We start from the raw sequence: 15,835 nt of genomic DNA, 5'->3' as shown, positions 1-15,835 counted from the left end.
GGGCCCCTCAGTCCGCGGGGCAGCTCGACACGGTGAACCGGCGCACCTGGACCGCGGCGCCCTGGCCCCACAGCCGGTGCTCCGGGCGGCTGTCGTCGTCCAGGAAGGTCTGCGGCGAGGGCTCGCCGAGCACCGGGTCGAAGTAGTGGCCGGCCTCCGCGGTCAGCCGGACCAGACCGGAGCCCGCGGTGCCGGAGCGGGCCCCGTCCAGCGCGTCGAACAGGCCGATCCCGCCGGTGAGCTGACGCGGCGCGACCGTGGCCTCCGTACCGCCGTGGTCGAGCAGCATGTGGCGGCGCGAGGACAGCCGGTGGCCGATCCGGTGCACGGCGAACACCTGGCGGCCGTCGAGGTACCAGCGGACCAGGCCCCGCGAGCGGTTGTAGGCGACCTTGACGTGGTGCTCTGCGTCCGGGGAGTGCCGGCGGGCGACCGGCACCGCGTAGGTGAAGGCCGCGTAGTTGCCGAGGGTGTCGCGGTGGTGCGGGAGCCGTTCGTAGAAGGCGTAGACCGTCTTGTCGGTGAAGAGGAAGTCGAAGGCGATGCCGCTCTCCTGGTCCTCCATCGGCATCCCGGCCATCGCCAGGCGCGGGTCGTCGTGCGGGTCGGTGACCGCCGCGCCGAACGGGTGGCCCGCCGTGCCGTACGTCGTGCCCGACATCCGGGCCTCGTGGACCAGCTCGCGCCCGTCCTCGGCGGGGAAGCCGAGCAGGCCGCCGGGCGTCTTCCGGTTCGGGTACGACAGCCATTTCACGTGGTCGAGGCCGCCGGGCAGGCCGCTGGGCTCGTGCTGCCCGAGGGTCAGGGTGAAGGCGGGCTCGCCGGTGCGGGGGTTGGTGCCGCTCGCGGCGAGCCGCAGACCGCGCGCCGAGGTGGTCGCCGTCCCGTCCTCGCCGACGCCGCCGCCGAACGGGACGTGGGTCCAGCGGGCGTCCGGGCCCGAGGTGCCGAAGCCGCCGGAGAAGTCGTCGTCGAACAGGACGGTGCGGTCTGCCGCCGGCCTGCCCGGCTCGTCGGCCGCGGCCTCGCTCGACCTGACGGACAGGGCGGCGGTCGCGGCGAGGGCGGCCGTGGTGGTCAGCACGGTACGACGGCTGATGGTCATGAGGGTCCTTCCGGTGCGCGGGTCGGTGCGGGTCGACGCGGGTCGGTACGGGGGTGTCAGAAGCCGAGTGCCTGATGGGCGTACGCGGTGGCGGCGGACTCGACCTGGAGCGCCTGGTGGCCGGCGACCGAGTTGATGTCGCGCCAGAAGCGCTGCACCGGGCTGGCGGACGACTGGCCGCCGGTGCCCACGGCGCGGAACAGCCGGTCCGCGACCCCGACGAGCAGATCGGTGGCCACGGCGCAGTCCCGCCAGATGCGCATGGTCTCCAGCGGGGTGAAGCCGGGGCCGGGGGCGGGGCCGAGATCGAGATCGAGATCGGGGCCAAGGCCGGTGCCGGGGGTGGGGGCGGGGGTGGGGCGGAAGGAGTCGGCGGTCTCCGCGGCGCGCTCCAGGAGCAGTTCCGCCGCGTCGATCCCGGTCGCGGTGCGGGCCAGGGTGGTGTCCCAGGTGACCCGGTTGAAGGACGGCATGCCGGGGAGGGCGGCGGGGGCGCCGGCCGCCGCGCGGATCTTCCGCTCGGCGTGCTGCCGCCAGGCGGCGAACGCCCCCTTGGCCGCGCCCAGCGCGGGCACCGCGAACATCATGGTCGTCGCCTGCATCGGCACGGCGAGCCGCGGCACGATGCGGGCGGCGCCGCGCCCGGTGAACAGGTCGTCCCGGGCGACGGTACGGGCCGCGGGGACCGTCGCGTCGGTGACGGTGACCGTGTGGCTGCCGGTGGCGGCCATGCCCACGTTGTGCCAGGTGTCCTCGGTGCGCCAGGTGCCGCGGGGGACGGCGAGGACCCGCGGGCCCTGGCCGGGCACCTGCGCGGCGAGCAGCGCCCAGTCGGCGTGGTCGATGGCGCTGACGAAGGGCCAGGTGCCGGACAGGCGGTAGCCGCCGGGTACGGGGCGGGCGGTGCCGAGCGGGGTGAGGGAGGCGACGAGGAAGGCGTCGGGGCCCTCCGCCCAGACCGCGCGGCGGCCCTCCTCGGGCAGGTGCGCGGCCATCCGGCCGATGTGCGCGGCCAGCGACGCGCACCAGGCGGTGGCGGTGCAGCCCTCGCCCACGGCGCTCACCGCGCGGCCCAGCTCCAGGAAGGTGCCCTCGTCGCCGCCGTGCGCGGCGGGCACGAGATGGCGGGCGAAGCCCGCCGCGACGACGGCCTTGACCACATCGGGATCGAGCCGCCGCGCGGTCTCCGCGGCGGCGGCGCACCGGGCGGCCTCTCGGCCGACACTTCGGGCGGCCGAGACGAGACCATCGGCCGCGCTCGCACCGTCCGTCCCGTCGGCGCGGGACACGTTGCCCGGGGCGGTCGGGGTGGACGGTGCGGTGGTCGGGGCGCCGGGGTGCGGGGTAGGCCTGGTGTCGGGTCGCGGCGTGGCCGCGTTGTCGGTCGCGTTGTCGGCCGGAGGGACGGTCGAGGGGGCGTCCGAGGGCTCGGCGGAGGCTACGGCGGCGGCTTCGGGTCGTCGGGGGTGCGAGGGGCGCGGGGGAGCGGTTGTCGGGGGCGTCGGCGAAGACGCCCCTACGTATGTGCCGGCCGGTGCCCGTGCGGGTGCCTGCGCGGGTGGCCGGGCGGGCGGTGTCGACGCCGGTGTGGGCGGGGTCGGGGCCATCTTGGTTCGCTCCTCGGTTCGTACGGGTGGGCGCCGCTCCGGCACCGGTCCGGTGGACCGGATACCTGGTCCCGGTCGCCTGGAGGCGGCTCGATCGCCGTTCCCGTGGCAGCCCGGTGGGCCGGAGTCTGGCCGTGGCCGCTTGGAGGCGGCTCGGTCGTCGTTGTGGTGGCGGCCTGGTGGCCGGGGGTCCGGCTGCGGTTGCCTGGGGGCGGCTTGGTCGTCGTTGTGGTGGCGGCCCGGTGGCCGGGGGTCCGGCTGCGGTTGCCTGGGGGCGGCTTGGTCGTCGTTGTGGTGGCGGCCCGGTGGCCGGGGGTCCGGCTGCGGTCGCCCGGGGGCGGCTTGGTCGTCGTTGTGGTGGCGGTCTGGTGGCCGGGGGTCCGGCTGCGGTTGCCTGGGGACGGCTTCGGGGCCGTTCCGGTGGGCCGGAGTCTGGTCGTGGTCGATCGGAAGCGGCTGGTCGCCGTTCCGGTGGGGCGGGAGTCTGGTCCTAGCCGCCCGGAGACGGCTTGGCCCGCGCTTGGACGTGTCTGGCGGCGCGCGCTCCGGGCACCAGCGGACTCCCAGCGGACCGCCAGCGGCCATCCGCACGCTGGCCCCGCAGCCGCTCCCAGTGCCTCGCCCCGCGGAGGAGAACCCGTGATCATCCACACCCTCGTCTACCGGTTCGCGGACTCGGTGGACGACAGCCAACGCAACAGTTTCTTCGAGGAGTTGGAGGAGATCGCGCTCGGCTCGGGGCTCGTCACGCACTTCGGGCACGGCCCGCACCACCGGCTCCCGGTGGACGACCACGCGCGCGGGACCACCGCGAACGCCGTCGCCCAGTTCGCCTGCCGCGACCTCGACACGCTCCGCCGCTTCTCCGAACTCCCGCGCGTGCACGCCTTCATCGACGGCTGGCGCTCCCGCATCACGTACGACGCCGCCTACGCCAACCACGACGAACTGCTCGGCATCGCCGCGCCCACCGGGCCGGCACCGCAGCACACCCCGGCACAGAAGGAGAGCCCCATGCACCACACCGAACACACGGTCACCGTCGACGCGCCCGCCGCCACCGTCTGGGACGTCCTCGTCGACGTCGAGGGCTACGCCCGCATCTTCCCGCCCACCGAGGAGGTCCGGATGCTGGAGGAGTCGCCCAAGCACCAGATCGCCCGGCTCACCGTCGACGTCAACGGCGAGGCCCAGTCGTGGATCTCCCGCCGGGACATCGACACCGACCGCCGGGTCATCGCGTACCGCCAGCTGGAGAACGCCCCGATGATGGGCTACATGGGCGGCGAGTGGCGGGCCCTGCCGATCGACGAGTCCACCACCCAGCTCGTGCTGACGCACGACTTCGAGCCGCGCGACGCCGTCGAGGGCCTGGTGGCCGGGAAGTTCACCTACGACGAGGCCGACGCCATGATCAAGGCGGCCGTCGAGCGCAACAGCGTGGCCGACCTCGGGGCCGTGAAGGAGGAGGCGGAACGCCTCGCGGGCGAGAGCTCCGCCGCGTGACGCGCCTCGTCGACCTGAGCGTGGTCACCCGGCACACGCCGAGCGAGGCCACCCCCGTCACCGTGGACCTCCTGGACCACCGCACCGGAGCCACCGTGCTCGGTCTGACGCCGCAGGACTTCCCGGACGGGATGGCCATCTCCAACGAGACGGTGACGCTGACCACCCACACCGGTACGCACATGGACGCGCCGCTGCACTACGGCCCGCTCAGCGGCGGCCGGCCCGCCAAGAGCATCGACCAGGTGCCGCTGGAGTGGTGCGTCGGACCCGGCGTCCGCCTCGACCTGCGGCACGTGCCGCCCGGCGACGGCATCACCGTCGACGACCTGCGCGCCGCGCTCGACCGCGCCGGGCACCATCTGCGCCCCGGCGACCTCGTCCTGCTGTGGACGGGCGCCGACGCGTTGTGGGGCTCCGCCGAGTACTTGGCGAAGTACCCGGGGCTGACCGGTGACGGCACCCGCTTCCTGGTGGAGTCGGGCGTACGGATCATCGGCATCGACGCCTGGGGCCTCGACCGGCCCATGCAGTCGATGATCGAGGAGTACCGCAGGACCGGCGACCGCGGCGCCCTGTGGCCCGCCCACGTGTACGGCCGCACCCGCGAGTACCTGCAACTGGAGAAGCTCGCCAACCTGGGCGCGCTGCCCGCCGCCACGGGCTTCACCGTCGTCTGCTTCCCGGTGGCCGTCGCGGGCGCCGGCGCCGGCTGGACCCGGGTCGTCGCCCTCCTGGACAAGGAATCGGTGGCAGGGGAGGGGAGCGGTGCGGCCGGGTGATCTGGTCGGCGTCTGGCGGCTCGTCGCGTTCGAGGAATCCGAGGAACCGGACGCGGCGGGCCCGCCCGACGACGGCCCGCCCGGCGAAGGCCCGTACGGCGAAGGCCCGCCCGGCGAAGGCCCGCCCGGCGACGGCCCGTACGGCGACGGCCCGCCCGGCGACGGCCCCCTCGGTCCCCGGCCCGAAGGGCGGCTCGTCTACACCGGGGACGGGCACGTCGCGGTGCACATGATGCGCGGCGGCAGACCGCATGCGGGTGCCGGGCCCGCCGCGAACGACGGCCCCGCTCCCGCCGCATACGACGCCCCGGACCCCGTCGCGTACATGGGCTACGCCGGGACCTGGCGGCTGGAGGGCAGCTCCCGGGTCGTGCACCGGATCGAGGTGACACCGCGCGCCGACTGGGTCGGCACCGAGCAGGTGCGCGAGGCGACGCTCACGGACGGGCTGCTCACGCTGCACGCCCGCACCGTCATCGCGGGCACCGAACACCACCGGGTCCTGGTGTGGCGCAGGGACACCGCCCGCGGCCTCCACCCGCCGGCGCCTACGACGTCAGCGCCAGGGACGCGGGAAAGCCCGCCGCCAGCGCCAGCGCCGCCGCCTCGCCCCGCGAGTTGACGCCCAGCTTCCGCAGGATCTTCGCCACGTGGAACTTCACCGTGTGCTCGCTGATCCGCAGCCGCTCGGCGATCATCCGGTTGCGCTGCCCCCGTACCAGTTGCTCCAGCACGTCCAGCTCGCGCCGGTTGAGCGCGCCGAGCGGGTCGCCGCGCCCCCGCTCCGGCGCGGTCAGCGGCAGCCGCAGGGTGACGATCGTGCCCCAGCCGGGCACCGCGTCGACCTGGAGCCCGCCGCTGACGGCCGCCGCCCGGTCGGTGAGCCGGTGCACCGCGAGCGCGTCCCCGGCCAGCGTGCCCGGGCCGTCGTCCCGTACCACCGTGCGCAGTTCGCCGTCCCCGACGTGCCAGCTCACCCGGATCCGGCCGACGCCGCCCTGTTCCAGCATGGCCAGGGCGGTGCCGCGGGCCGCGGTCCGCGCGGTCTGCGCGATCACCGACGGGATCAGCCGCTCCGCGGCCTCGGGCGCGGGCCCGGAGAACTCCAGCTCCACGTCGCCGTACCGGGAGAGCAGTCCCAGCATGTCGGTGAGCCGGCCGAACGCCTCCCGGGCGGTCTCCTCGCCGGGCAGCCCGTCGCCCTCGGCGGCCGAGCGCAGCTCGGTCAGCGAGGACACCGACAGGTCGAGCGCGGTACGCCGGGCCGCCCCGTCGTCCAGGTCGCGGTCGCGCAGGACGCCGAGGAGCGCGGTGAGCGTCGCCGCGTGGGCGTCCGTCAGGTCGGTGACCACCCGGTTGCGCTCGCTGCTCGCCAGCCACGGCGCCGTCTGGTCGACGGGCGCGGCGGTGGGCCACAGGGCGACGATCCGCAGCGTCGCCAGATCCCACAACCGCTGTACCACGTACGGCACTTCGGGCTTCGGCCGGAAGCCAGCGGTTGGTAGGACGGCCAGCAGCGCGCCCGCCGAACCGGGCGGCGCGGATGTCACGGCGAGCACCGGGCGCCGGGTCCCGGCCAGCCGGGCGCGGTCGAACCACGGGGTGCCGACCTCGACACGGGCGGCGAGCGCCGCCAGCTCCGCGGCGGTGACCGCCTCGGTCAGGGCTCTGTCGCCGTGGCTCCAGGTGGCCGACTTGGGGCAGTCGCCGGTCAGCATGACCAGCGCGTCGTGCGCCAGCAGGCCGCCCAGCGCCTCGGACAGGGTGGACAACACCTGTTTCAGGGGTGCCCGCATCAGCGCCGCCGCCACCGCGAGAGCACGCTGCGGGTCCCACCGGTCCCGATATGCCATGACTGTCATGGTACGGGGGTCTGGTCCCGCCCTCACTGGCCTTCCGGCCGGTTCCGGCTAGCCGGACGAGCAGTCCCACCGTGTCCCCACCGTGTCCCCACCGTGTCCCCAGTGGCGTCCCCAGTGGTGTCCCAAGTGGTGTCCCAAGTCGCGTCCCAGCGGTCCGCGGGACGGTGCGTTCGGTCAGTGCAGTACTGCGTTCGATTTGTTCGGTGCGTTCCATCCGCGCCCCCGATTCCCCGAAGGCGATGCCCATGGCGTTCACCAGGCCGCTGCGGCCGATACCCGACGACAACGACACCCTGGGCCGGCGGCTGGCCGGTGCCGAGCTCCCCGCCCTGCTGATGACCGTCGCCCACCTGACCGGCGACACCTCCGTGCTCCGCGACGAACTGCGCGCCCCCGGCTGGCTGTTCGCTCCGCAGGGCGGGCTGACCCCCGTACAGCAGCACGAGGCCCGCCGGCTCGCCCTGGTCGCGCTGGCCCGCTGGCGGGACCGGGGCGCGCCCGCCGCGCCGCCCGCCCCGGAGCTGCTGCGCGCCATCACCACCTGGGCCATGGGTTCCGACACCGGCGACCTGCTGCCGCTGCTCGCCGAGGAGATCGCGCTGCCGGAGGACGACCCCAAGGCACCCGGCTGGACGCTCGACGAGCTGCGTCCGGACGCGGACTTCGACGTGGCCGTCATCGGCGCCGGGTTCAGCGGACTGCTCGCCGCCCACCGGCTCGCGCAGGCCGGCGTCCCGGTGGTGGTGTACGAGAAGAACCCCGGCGTCGGCGGGACCTGGTTCGAGAACACCTACCCCGGCTGCCGCACCGACGTCGCCAGCCACCTCTACAACTACTCCTTCGCCCCGCGCGCCGACTGGCCCGACCACTTCTGCCGGCGCGAGACCGTCCTCGACTACCTGCGGGACTTCGCCAAGGAGTCCGGGGTCGCCGACCGCATCCGGTTCGCCACCGAGGTCACCGCACTGCGCTGGGACGACACCGGGCGGCGCTGGCACCTCGCGCTGCGCGGCCCCGGGGGAGCCGGGGCGGCCACCCACCGCGCCGTGATCAGCGCCGTCGGCCAGCTCAACCGGCCACTGCTGCCCGCCGTCGAGGGGATCGGCTCCTTCACCGGCCCGGCCTTCCACTCCGCGGCCTGGGACCACTCCGTGGACCTCGCGGGCAAGCGGGTCGCCGTCGTCGGCACCGGCGCGAGCGCCTTCCAGCTCGTGCCCGAACTCGCCGGTACCGCCGCCGAGGTCGTCGTCTTCCAGCGCAACCCGCCCTGGCTGCGCCCCACCCCGCACTACCACGAGCCGATGCCCGAGTCCGCCGAGTGGCTGCTGACCCACCTCCCGTACTACGCCCAGTGGTACCGGTTCTGGCTCTTCGCGCCCGGCCTGCGCGGCATCCTCGACGGCTGGATCGTCGACCACGGCCACCCGCCCACCGAACGCGCCGTCTCCGCCCTCAACGAGCGGCTGCGGGCCTCCCTGCTCGCCGCCATGGAGGCCCAGCTCACCGACGCGCCCGCGCTGCGCGAGGCCGTCGTCCCCCGCTACCCCGTCGGCGCCAAGCGGGTGCTGCGGGACGACGGCACCTGGCTCGCCACCCTGAAACGGGACGACGTACGCCTGGTCACCGCGCCCGTCGACCGCGAGACACCGGACGGACTGGTCGCGGGCGGCGAGGAGTTCGCCGTCGACGCCATCGTGTACGCCACCGGGTTCCAGGCGTCCCGGTTCCTCACCCCGATGAAGGTGACCGGCGAGCACGGCCTCGACCTGCACGAGCACTGGGCCGGCGCGCCCCGCGCCCACCTGGGCATCAGCGTCCCGCACTTCCCCAACCTGTTCTGCCTGTACGGGCCCAACACCAACCTCGTCGGGCAGGGCGGCAGCATCGTGTACTTCTCCGAGTGCGCCACCGCCTACGTCCTGGACGCGATCCGGCTGCTGCTGGCCCGCGGCGCGGACACCGTGCAGGTGCGCGAGGACGTGCACGACGCGTACAACGCGTGGGTCGACGCGGCGAGCGCCGACCGGGCCTGGGTCTGGTCCCGGGCCGGCGGCTGGTACACGGACGGCACCCGGTCCGCCACCAACTGGCCGTTCTCCGCCGCCGAGTACTGGGAGCGCACCCGGCACGCCGATCCGGACGACCTGCTTCTCGGCTGAGGGCACCCGCCCGTACTCACAGGGGGCGGGCGCAGCCCACCGGGTGGCTGCCGCCCAGCCGGACGTACAGCACCGTCTCCGCCGGGCACCGCCGCCGGTCGGTGACCGCCTCCGTCACCTCGTACTCCGGCTGCCTGGCGCCCCCGCCGTCGCACGCCGTCTCGCGGACCTGACCGCCGCCCGCGCCGTAGACGCAGTCGCCGACGATGGTGTGCGGGCCCCCGCCGCCGCCCGGGTCGCCGGGGTGCGGGCCTTCGAGCGCCCGCATACAGGCGTAGCCCTGCGGGACGGTGCCGTCGCCGTCCTCGTCGGCGGCGGGCCGCGCCTCGCTGATGTGCAGGACGAAGTCCGTGGTCGCGGGGCACGGCGGGCCGTCCGCCGCGCCGCCGTCGTGCCGCGCCACGACCCGCGCCGCGGCCCGCTCGCTGGTGCACGGCACCTCGGTGACATCCGCCGTGCCTCTCCTGCCGAAGGAGCTGCACTCGTCGACGCCGAGGAACGCGGATCCGTAAGGGTGGGGGGAGGGGCCGGAGGCGTGGGTCCCTGCGACGCCGCCTTGCCTCGGGGCCGTCGAGGGGTTGTCCGGTGCGTCGGTCAGCCGCTGGCAACCGGTCAGCATCGTCACGACCGTCAGGACCAGTGCACAGCCGGTCAGAGGCGGTACACATGGCACGGCACGCAGTACGGCTCGCATCGTTCCCCCCGAGGACGTCCCCGGCCAGCGTGACCGGCCCGTGGCGGGCCACGCCAGTCGTGCGGGAGCGCTTTGCGCACCATGGGGGCGGTACGGGCGGTGCAACTGCGTACGCTCAGTACGTCAGGCCGTACCCGACCGGATACAGCACCCGCGCCGGGTCGTCCGCCCGCTGCACCGGCACCGGCAGCTTCCCCCGGGGAGCCGCCGCGCCCGCGATCACCCGCGCCGCCGCCCGCAGTTCGACGTCCGTCCAGGAGTACGCCGCCAGACACGCGGTGGCGCCCGGCAGGTGGGCCACGTCGTACGGATTGCGTATGGCGACGGCGATCACCGGTACGCCGGTCGCCGCCAGCCGCTCCACCAGCGTCTTCTGCGTGCCCGCCGCCGTCACGTTGTACGTGGCCACCACCACCGCGTCCCGGCCCCCGGCCGCCGCCACCGCCCGGTCGACCGTCTCCCCCGCCGGTGCCGTGCCCGTGGACAGGGCCGTCGCCGAGAAGCCGAGCCCGGTGAGGGCGCCCGCCAGCACGGCGGTGGGCGGTCCGTCCGTGCCCGACGGCGAGGCCGGGTCGGCGCCCACGACGAGCACGTCACGGTGGGTACGGCGCGACAGCGGCAGCAGGCGCCGCTCGTTGACCAGCAGGGTCGTGGTGCGCTCCGCGATCCGGGCGGCCCGCTCCAGGTGCGCCCGCGTGCCCACCGTCCGGTCGACCCCGCCGCGCGACGCGTACGGGTCGCCGAACAGGCCGAGCTTCCGCTTCAGGCGCAGCACCCGCAGGACCGACGCGTCGAGCCGTTCCTCGGCCAGCTCGCCGCCCCGGACGGCCGCGAGCACCGCGTTCCAGGCGACCTCGATCGACGGCGGGTTGAGAAGCTGGTCGACGCCCGCCTTCAGGGCGAGCACGGCGACGCGGTCGTCCCCGTACTTGGTACGGACGCCCTCCATGGCCAGCGAGTCCGTCACCACGACGCCGTCGTAGCCGAGTTCGCCGCGCAGGACGCCGGTCAGGATCGGGTGCGAGAGGGTGGCCGGGTCGCCGGACGGGTCGAGCGCCGGGACCATGATGTGCGCGGTCATGACCGAGTCGATGCCCGCCCGGACGGCCGCCCGGAACGGCGGGGCGTCCAGCTCCGTCCACTGCGGCTTCGTGTGCTCGATCACCGGGAAGCCGTAGTGGCTGTCCACCGCCGTGTCGCCGTGCCCGGGGAAGTGCTTGGCCGTCGCCGCGACGCCCGCCCCCTGATAGCCCCTGACCTGCGCCGTCACCATCCCGGCCACCGCCTCCGGGTCGGCCCCGAAGGACCGTACGCCGATCACCGGGTTCGCCGGGTTCACGTTCACGTCGGCGTCCGGGGCGTAGTCCTGGCGGATGCCCATCGCGCGCAGTTCGGCCCCGGCGATACGGGCCGCCGTACGGGCGTCCTCGCGCGAGCCGCCCGCGCCCAGCGCCATCGCGCCCGGGAGCTGCGTCGCGGGCCGGCCGATCCTGGCCACTGCCCCGTGCTCCTGGTCGGTGGAGATCAGCACCGGCAGACCCCGGGGGCGGGCGAGCGAGGCCCGCTGGATGCCGTTCGACAGCTCCGCGATCCGGTACGGGTCACGGGTGTTGTGCGCCCAGGTGAAGTAGATGACGCCGCCGACGTGGTAACGCTCGATCAGCTCGGCCGCCGTGCTGACGCCGAGCTCCCTGCGGTTGGACTCGATGTCGGCCGGGTCGGGCGCGGTGGCCGAGTGGCCGAAGACCCGCGACACGAAGAGCTGGCCGACCTTCTCCGCCAGGGTCATGCGGGCGACGAGGGCGCGGAGTGTTGTGTCGGCGGAGGCGGCGTGCGCGGTCGTTCCTGTGGCCAGGGCGGCGGTGATGCCTGCGGTTGCGGTCAGCGCGGAACGTCTCGTCGGTCCCGAGGTGCTTCTCGTGCCGGGGTCGCGCATGTGACGTTCCTTCCCTCATGAAGGAAACTTCCGACCAGTCACGAATAACCATGAAGTTTCCTCCGGTCAAGGGTGTGCACAGTAACCCGGCGAGGGGCCGTCACCGGCGCAGTTGGAGGGGGGCGCGCCGGTGACGGCGTGCTGCCGGCCGCAGGCGGCGGAGAGGGTGGTCAGCGATCGCAGCCAGCAGCGAGGCCGACACCGCACTGCGGAGACTCATCCGGCAGCTTGCGGGTTTGACGAACACGCGGCGACGGGGGTTCCCCGTTCGGGGGGCCCGCTTTTACGCCGACTCGTTCAGCAGCCGCGCCAGGTGTTCGCGGCCCGGACCCAGCAGGGACTCCAGCGGGGCCGCCGACTCGTACCAGCGCTTCTCGTACTCCCAGCACAGCCAGCCGTCCCAGCCCTCCCGCGAGAGCAGGTCCACGCACTCCGTCAGCGGCAGCACGCCCGCGCCGAGCGGGAGCGGCGTGGTGTCCTCGGGCGACGCGATGTCCTTCACCTGTACGTAGCCCAGGTGCGGGGAGAGCGCCGCGTACGTCTCCGCGGGCTGCTCGCCGCCCAGCCACGTGTGCATGACGTCCCACAGCGCGCCCGCGCTGCGGTGGCCGACCGGGCCCAGGACCCGGATCGCGTCGCCGCCCGTGCGGTGCGAGTCGTGCGTCTCCAGCAGGACCCGTACGCCGAGGTCGGCCGCGTACTCCGCCGCCGTGCCGAGGCGGCGGGCCGCCGTCGCGTCCGCCTCCTCGCGGGGCTGCTCGCTGCCGCCGGGGAACACCCGGACGAAGGGCGCGCCCAAATCGCGGGCCAGGTCCACGAGGTCGCGGATCTCCGCCAGTACCGGTGCGTCGTCGCCGGGCGCGGCTACCCTCGCGTATCCGGCGATGCCCGCGACCTCGATGCCCGCCAGGTCGAACTGGGCCGCCACCTCCGCCCGTTCGCCGTGTCCGGTGCCCGTGTGCACGGGTTCCTCGGGGTGCGCGCGCAGTTCCACACCGTGGTACCCGTGGGTCGTGGCGAGCCGGATGACGTCCGGTACCGGGAGGCCGGGGACGCCGAGGGTGGAGAAGGCCAGTTTCACGAAACGCACCTCACTAGGAGCCCGGGCTCGGGGCCCGGCCGGGGGAGCTGGGGTCTGGGACCGAGCATCCCCTACCCGGACGCCGGGGCGTCATGGCGGTGTGCTTACCGGATCGGGTGAGGTTTCGGCGTCCGCCGTATCGCCGTGCGGCGCGCGGCCATTGAGGGGGCTGAGGTGTTGATCGCGGTTTCGGAGGGTTTTCGTGCGTAGTTCTGTCGTCCTTGTCGTCCTTGTCGCCTGCGCGGTTGTGGGTGTGGTGTGCGGTGCCGGGTCCGCTGTCGCCGACGAGTATCACCGTGGGTCGGACAACGGGCCCACGTTCGGGGTCGTCAACACCGGGCAGATCGATGATCCGCTGGAGGACGTGCTTGAGCACACGCTGTTGTTCGGGGACGGGTACGTGTGGGAGTGACGGGTCGTGGGTGGTGGGTGGTGGGTGGTTAGTGGTGGGTGGTGGGTGGTGGGTGGTGGGTGGTTAGTGGTGGGTGGTGGGTGGTGGGTGGTGGGTGGTGGGTGGTTGGTGGTGGGTGGTCTCCCTATTCGCCGTGCAGGGACAAACGCCAGTCCTGGCCCACCAGGTCGGCGCCGAACGAGCGGTGCGGTTTCTCGGCCAGCAGGACGAAGCCCTTGCGCTGGTAGATGCGGCGGGCCGCGGTGAGGACGTCGTTCGTCCACAGGACCAGGTCCCGGTAGCCGACCCCCCGGGCGAAGTCGACGCACGCCTGGACCAGGCGGTCGCCTATGCCAGCGCCGCGTGCGTCCGGTTCCACCAGGAGCAGGCGCAGCCTGGCCGCGCCCGGGGCCTCGTCCCGTACGCACATCACCGCCCCCACCGGCCTGCCGTCCAGCTCGGCGATCCACACCCGCTCCAGGTGCGGGTCGTGGTCCTCCGCGAAGTCCGCGACGATCCGGGCCACCAGGCCCTCGTAGTCCGCGTTCCAGCCGTACTCGGCCGCGTAGAGCGCCGCGTTGCGCTGCACGATCCAGCCCAGGTCGCCGGGGAGCGGGTCGCGCAGGGTGACGTGCTTGTCCGTCTTGTCCGTGCGGGGAGAGGCGGGGCGGTGGTCCGCCAGGAGGGTGCGGATCGTGTGCATCGCCTCCGTCAGGCGGGGACGGTCGGCGGGCGGGACCGTGGACAGCAGGGCGCCGATGCTCGACTGTGAGCGTTCCTCCAGCAGTGCGGCGGCTTCCCGGCCGGCCGGGGTGAGGGTGATGGTGCGGCGGCGGGGGTCGCGCTGCGAGGTGCTCCGCTCGATCAGGCCGTCCCGTTCGAAGCGGGTGAGGATGCGGCTCAAGTAGCCTGCGTCGAGGGTGAGTTCGGTGCGGAGGTCCGCGATGTCGGCTCGGGGGGTGTGGGCCAGCTCGTACAACACGCGGGACTCCGTCAGCGTGTACGGGGCGTAGAGGTGGCGGCCGTAGTCCAGGGCGCCGATCACGTTCGTGTAGAAGCGGTTGAAGCTGCGGATGTCCTGAACGGTCATGGCCGATCCCCGGATGCTTGACTCAGTCAGAGGTTTTGAGCGTACGGGGCGGTCCCGGCGGGCGTCCAGGGTGCGGGCCGTCCCGCTTCCCGGCCGGTGGGGGGTGCGGGCCGTTCCGCTTCCCGGCCGGTGGGGGGTGCGGGCCGTTCCGCTTCCCGGCCGGTGGGGGGTGCGGGCCCGCGCCGGTACATCCGGCCGTCCCGCACGGGCTGCCCGGGTTTCTCGCATGGGTGCCCTTGCCCACGCGCCCGCGCGCGACGGCCATCTGATGTACCGGCACGGGCCCTCCCGTGCATCGTCGGCTGCGGGTTGTGTGTGGTGCGGTGGGTGTGGGCCTGCCCGTGCATCGTCGGCTGCGGGTTGTGCGTACTGCGGTGGGTGTGGGTCCTCCCGTGCTTCGGCGGCTGCGGGCTTTACGCCTTCGGCCCTGCCGTTGAGCCTCTGACCATCAGTTCGCCGCTCACCGCGGCGATGCCGCCGGGCGGGGGGTCCTCTCGGCTCATGGCGATGCGGCCCGCCCGGGCGCCCGCCTCGGCGAGGGGGAGGCGGACCGTCGTGAGGGACGGGACCACGTCGATGCTGAAGGGCAGGTCGTCGAAGCCCGCCACGGAGACGTCCTGCGGGATGCGCAGGCCGGAGTCCCGCAGGGCGGCGCACGCGCCGAGGGCCACCGTGTCGTTGGCGGCGACGATCGCGGTCAGCGACGGGTCGCGGCGCAGGAGTTCGAGGGTCGCCTCGTAGCCGGCGCGGCGGTCGTAGCGGCCGTGGACCGTGCGGCGGGGGTCGTCCGCGATGCCGTGCGCGGCCAGCGCGTCCTGGTGGCCCTCCAGGCGGTGGCGGGTCGTCGTACGTTCCTCGGGGCCCGCGATGTAGCCCATGCGGCGGTGGCCGAGGCCGATCAGGTGCTCGGTCAGGCGGCGGCCGCCGCCCCGGTTGTCGAAGGTGAGCGCGACCGCCTCGGGGGCCGGCGGGCGGCCGCACAGTACGACGCGGGTGCCCGCCTCGGCCAGTTTGCGGAGCTTGGTGTCGACCGCGGCGACGTGCGTGGCGTTCTCCACCGCGCCGCCCGTCAGGATCACCGCGGCGGCGCGCTGGCGCTGGAGGAGGGTGAGGTAGGTCAGCTCGCGGTCCGGGGAGCCGCCCGTGTTGCAGACGACGGCCAGCCGCTCGCCGCCCGCGCGTCCGCCGCCGGGCAGGGACGGTCCCGTGGAGCCGATCTCGGACTGGATCGCGCTCGCCATGATGCCGAAGAACGGGTCGGCTATGTCGTTGACCAGGATGCCGACCAGGTCGGAGGTGGCGGCGGCCAGGGAGCTGGCGGGGCCGTTCAGGACGTAGTCGAGCTCGTCCACCGCTCGAAGCACCCGTTCCCTGGTGGACGCCGCCACCGGGTAGTTGCCGTTCAGTACACGCGACACGGTCGCGGGGGAGACCTGGGCGCGGGCCGCCACGTCCGCCAGGGTCACCGTCATTTCGTTGTTCCTCCGGTCGCGCGTTCGTCGGTGGTCGGGTCCTTTGCCGCGCGACCGTACCTCTTGTCCGTCCCGTCGAACATCTACCCGTCCACGCGGTCTTGTCCGATCCCCTGCACAGAGGCTAGCTTCTCACCGTATAGAAAGCGC

At 74.1% G+C, this 15,835-nt stretch carries 13 protein-coding genes; 5 read left to right on the top strand and 8 right to left on the bottom strand.

The genetic code is table 11. From position 1 onward, the window contains the following. Positions 1–7: 7 nt before the first annotated feature. Together ACFV6E_RS13080 and ACFV6E_RS13075 are read right to left on the bottom strand one after the other, a co-directional pair. A complete protein-coding gene (locus tag ACFV6E_RS13080; protein WP_385461200.1) occupies positions 8–1,105 on the bottom strand; it encodes a DUF6081 family protein in 1,098 nt (365 codons plus the stop codon). Positions 1,106–1,161: 56 nt separating this feature from the next. Continuing rightward, positions 1,162–2,394, bottom strand: coding sequence for a hydrolase (locus tag ACFV6E_RS13075; RefSeq protein WP_385461198.1), 1,233 nt, complete (start codon positions 2,392–2,394; stop codon positions 1,162–1,164). A 957-nt stretch (positions 2,395–3,351) separates the two neighbouring features. Here ACFV6E_RS13075 and ACFV6E_RS13070 point away from each other — a divergent pair. The 3 genes from ACFV6E_RS13070 to ACFV6E_RS13060 are packed head-to-tail and all read left to right on the top strand — an operon-like array spanning position 3,352 to position 5,622. Beyond that, on the top strand, positions 3,352–4,218 hold the full coding sequence (locus ACFV6E_RS13070; protein ID WP_385168504.1) for an aromatase/cyclase: 867 nt from the start codon (positions 3,352–3,354) through the stop codon (positions 4,216–4,218). Next, entirely contained in the window at positions 4,215–5,000 is a 786-nt protein-coding gene (locus ACFV6E_RS13065) for a cyclase family protein (protein ID WP_385461195.1), read from the top strand. Before ACFV6E_RS13070 ends, ACFV6E_RS13065 begins: the two co-directional genes overlap by 4 nt. Beyond that, a complete protein-coding gene (locus ACFV6E_RS13060) occupies positions 4,987–5,622 on the top strand; it encodes a lipocalin-like domain-containing protein (RefSeq protein ID WP_385461192.1) in 636 nt (211 codons plus the stop codon). Before ACFV6E_RS13065 ends, ACFV6E_RS13060 begins: the two co-directional genes overlap by 14 nt. On the opposite strand, the gene ACFV6E_RS13055 is transcribed toward ACFV6E_RS13060, so the two are convergent. Beyond that, positions 5,549–6,853, bottom strand: coding sequence for a LuxR C-terminal-related transcriptional regulator (locus ACFV6E_RS13055; protein ID WP_385461189.1), 1,305 nt, complete (start codon positions 6,851–6,853; stop codon positions 5,549–5,551). The two genes, ACFV6E_RS13060 and ACFV6E_RS13055, sit on opposite strands and share 74 nt — an antisense overlap. Before the next feature lie 254 nt (positions 6,854–7,107). Here ACFV6E_RS13055 and ACFV6E_RS13050 point away from each other — a divergent pair, with 254 nt between their 5' ends. Then, on the top strand, positions 7,108–9,021 hold the full coding sequence (locus tag ACFV6E_RS13050; protein ID WP_385461186.1) for a flavin-containing monooxygenase: 1,914 nt from the start codon (positions 7,108–7,110) through the stop codon (positions 9,019–9,021). A 16-nt stretch (positions 9,022–9,037) separates the two neighbouring features. On the opposite strand, the gene ACFV6E_RS13045 is transcribed toward ACFV6E_RS13050, so the two are convergent. The 3 genes from ACFV6E_RS13045 to ACFV6E_RS13035 all read right to left on the bottom strand — a co-directional run bounded on the left by ACFV6E_RS13045 (position 9,038) and on the right by ACFV6E_RS13035 (position 12,732). Then, positions 9,038–9,640 (bottom strand): hypothetical protein, encoded by a 603-nt coding sequence (locus tag ACFV6E_RS13045; protein WP_385461183.1) that lies wholly within the window; start codon positions 9,638–9,640, stop codon positions 9,038–9,040. Positions 9,641–9,830: 190 nt separating this feature from the next. After that, positions 9,831–11,651: a glycoside hydrolase family 3 protein gene (locus tag ACFV6E_RS13040; protein WP_385461180.1), complete on the bottom strand. Its 1,821-nt coding sequence runs from the start codon at positions 11,649–11,651 to the stop codon at positions 9,831–9,833. Positions 11,652–11,934: 283 nt separating this feature from the next. Further along, positions 11,935–12,732, bottom strand: coding sequence for a sugar phosphate isomerase/epimerase family protein (locus ACFV6E_RS13035; protein ID WP_385461177.1), 798 nt, complete (start codon positions 12,730–12,732; stop codon positions 11,935–11,937). A 202-nt stretch (positions 12,733–12,934) separates the two neighbouring features. On the opposite strand from ACFV6E_RS13035, the gene ACFV6E_RS13030 reads away from it, so the two are divergent. Beyond that, entirely contained in the window at positions 12,935–13,144 is a 210-nt protein-coding gene (locus ACFV6E_RS13030; protein ID WP_385168524.1) for a hypothetical protein, read from the top strand. A gap of 124 nt (positions 13,145–13,268) precedes the next feature. Here the strand turns inward: ACFV6E_RS13030 and ACFV6E_RS13025 are convergent, their stop codons facing one another. Continuing rightward, complete coding sequence (locus tag ACFV6E_RS13025; RefSeq protein ID WP_385461174.1) at positions 13,269–14,213, bottom strand: GNAT family N-acetyltransferase; 945 nt, start codon at positions 14,211–14,213, stop codon at positions 13,269–13,271. 413 nt (positions 14,214–14,626) lie between these two features. Then, on the bottom strand, positions 14,627–15,685 hold the full coding sequence (locus ACFV6E_RS13020; RefSeq protein ID WP_385461171.1) for a LacI family DNA-binding transcriptional regulator: 1,059 nt from the start codon (positions 15,683–15,685) through the stop codon (positions 14,627–14,629). Between the last annotated feature and the right edge of the window lie 150 nt (positions 15,686–15,835).

It is taken from the genome of Streptomyces sp. NPDC059785 (genome assembly GCF_042732375.1).
Taxonomy (GTDB): Bacteria; Actinomycetota; Actinomycetes; order Streptomycetales; family Streptomycetaceae; genus Streptomyces.
The sequence above is the reverse complement of the archived record's forward strand: the minus strand, read 5'-3'. Positions and strand labels throughout refer to the sequence as shown.

Coding starts and splice junctions, on each gene's coding strand:
- ACFV6E_RS13080 (WP_385461200.1), bottom strand. CDS start 1,105: ATGACCATCAGCCGTCGTACCGTGCTGACCACCACGGCCGCCCTCGCC.
- ACFV6E_RS13055 (WP_385461189.1), bottom strand. CDS start 6,853: ATGGCATATCGGGACCGGTGGGACCCGCAGCGTGCTCTCGCGGTGGCG.
- ACFV6E_RS13050 (WP_385461186.1), top strand. CDS start 7,108: ATGGCGTTCACCAGGCCGCTGCGGCCGATACCCGACGACAACGACACC.
- ACFV6E_RS13045 (WP_385461183.1), bottom strand. CDS start 9,640: ATGCTGACCGGTTGCCAGCGGCTGACCGACGCACCGGACAACCCCTCG.
- ACFV6E_RS13040 (WP_385461180.1), bottom strand. CDS start 11,651: ATGCGCGACCCCGGCACGAGAAGCACCTCGGGACCGACGAGACGTTCC.
- ACFV6E_RS13025 (WP_385461174.1), bottom strand. CDS start 14,213: ATGACCGTTCAGGACATCCGCAGCTTCAACCGCTTCTACACGAACGTG.
- ACFV6E_RS13020 (WP_385461171.1), bottom strand. CDS start 15,685: ATGACGGTGACCCTGGCGGACGTGGCGGCCCGCGCCCAGGTCTCCCCC.